Source organism: Cryobacterium sp. TMT2-10 (genome assembly GCF_004403075.1).
GTDB lineage: Bacteria > Actinomycetota > Actinomycetes > Actinomycetales > Microbacteriaceae > Cryobacterium > Cryobacterium shii.
On the sequence record NZ_SOGW01000111.1, the window covers coordinates 1 to 1271 of the forward strand.

The window sequence follows — 1271 nt, forward strand, 5'->3', positions numbered from 1 at the left end:
TGCCGTGCCGCCGTGCCGCGCCGCCGTGCCGCGCCGGCGTGTGCCATCGACGTGCTGAGTCACCGGGCCGCTGACGCGCTCGCTGCCCGAGTCGCTGACCCGGCGTGCCACTGGCCCGCCGTGCCGCCGTTCCCCTGTGCCCCGTGCCGCCGACCCGCCGTGCCCGTGCCGGTAGGCTCGGCCGGATGAGCCTCGCCGCCTCCCACTTCGTCTCCGTCACCGAACTCGGAGCCCGCATCGTCGTGCGCACCCGCATCGAGGGCGGCGTGACGGATGCCGTCGGCTACCTCCGCGCCTGCACCGACACCGAGTGCACGGTCGAGACCAAACGCGGTCTGGTCACCCTCGCACTCGCCGACATCGTCGCCGCGAAGCAGGTGCCGCCGCCGCCGGCCCCCCGAGCGCCTCGGCGCCCGCTCGCCGACTAGCCAGGCCCCCGACGTGCCGCACCAGGCCCCCCGACGAGCCAGGCCGCCGGTCCGACGTGCAAAACTCCTGCAATTCCTCGACGAACGGTCACCGCAGGCTGAATCGGGTACATCCGGCAGAATCTGCAGGAGTTACGAACGCGAGCAGGGGGACACGCGCCGCCTCGTGGGGCGGGGGCGGGGGGCTAACTCAGGAGATTCTCGCGGAGCCACGGGCCGTTCCGCACTGGTCCGCGGGGTCCGACCGGGGACTGGCCCGGATCTCCTGAGTTAGCCACAGGCCGGGCCCGGAATCGGCGCGGACCGAGGCGCATGACGGATGCGCCGGGCCCGCGAAGAATGACGGATGCGCCGGGCACGCGCGAACGACGGGCCGGAGGGAGAGAGAGGCGCGGGCCCGCCTGGGGCGCGCGCAAATCATCCCGCGTGATCAAGAACTGGCGGAGAATGGGGGATTCGAACCCCCGAGGGCTCTCACCCAACACGCTTTCCAAGCGTGCGCCATAGGCCACTAGGCGAATTCTCCTGGCCGACCGTTCCCGTGAGGGAACGACCTAGAGAATCTTACCTGTTTCTTCGGGCCTTCGTCACACCCGGTCCGAACGGCGCGTTTTGGGGGAGTGCGCTTTGTGTCTAAACTGGCAGTCGGCTCCTCGCGTGGCGCCATCTCGGCCAACTCCCCCAGGACGGAAACGTAGCAAGGGTAACCGGGCTCTGGTGGGTGCGCGAGGAGTCTTTTTCATGCCCGAAGGCCCCGCACCCGGAACGCCGCCCGCACCAGGCCCGCGCCCCGCCCACCGCACGCCGCCACGCGCCTCGCCCACCGCACGCCGCCACGCGCCC

At 71.5% G+C, this 1271-nt stretch carries 1 protein-coding gene, 1 tRNA gene and 1 other RNA gene; 2 read left to right on the forward strand and 1 reads right to left on the reverse strand.

Features of this window, described 5'->3' with window-relative positions; all coding sequences use genetic code 11:
• The first annotated feature begins 185 nt into the window (after positions 1 to 185).
• A complete protein-coding gene (locus E3T37_RS13995) occupies positions 186 to 428 on the forward strand; it encodes a ferrous iron transport protein A (protein ID WP_134367830.1) in 243 nt (80 codons plus the stop codon).
• 438 nt (positions 429 to 866) lie between these two features.
• Here E3T37_RS13995 and E3T37_RS14000 read toward each other — a convergent pair.
• Positions 867 to 954: transfer RNA gene (locus E3T37_RS14000), tRNA-Ser, on the reverse strand.
• Between the two features lie 118 nt (positions 955 to 1072).
• Here E3T37_RS14000 and ffs point away from each other — a divergent pair.
• Positions 1073 to 1169, forward strand: an RNA gene (gene ffs, locus E3T37_RS14005) — signal recognition particle sRNA small type.
• Positions 1170 to 1271 lie beyond the last annotated feature (102 nt).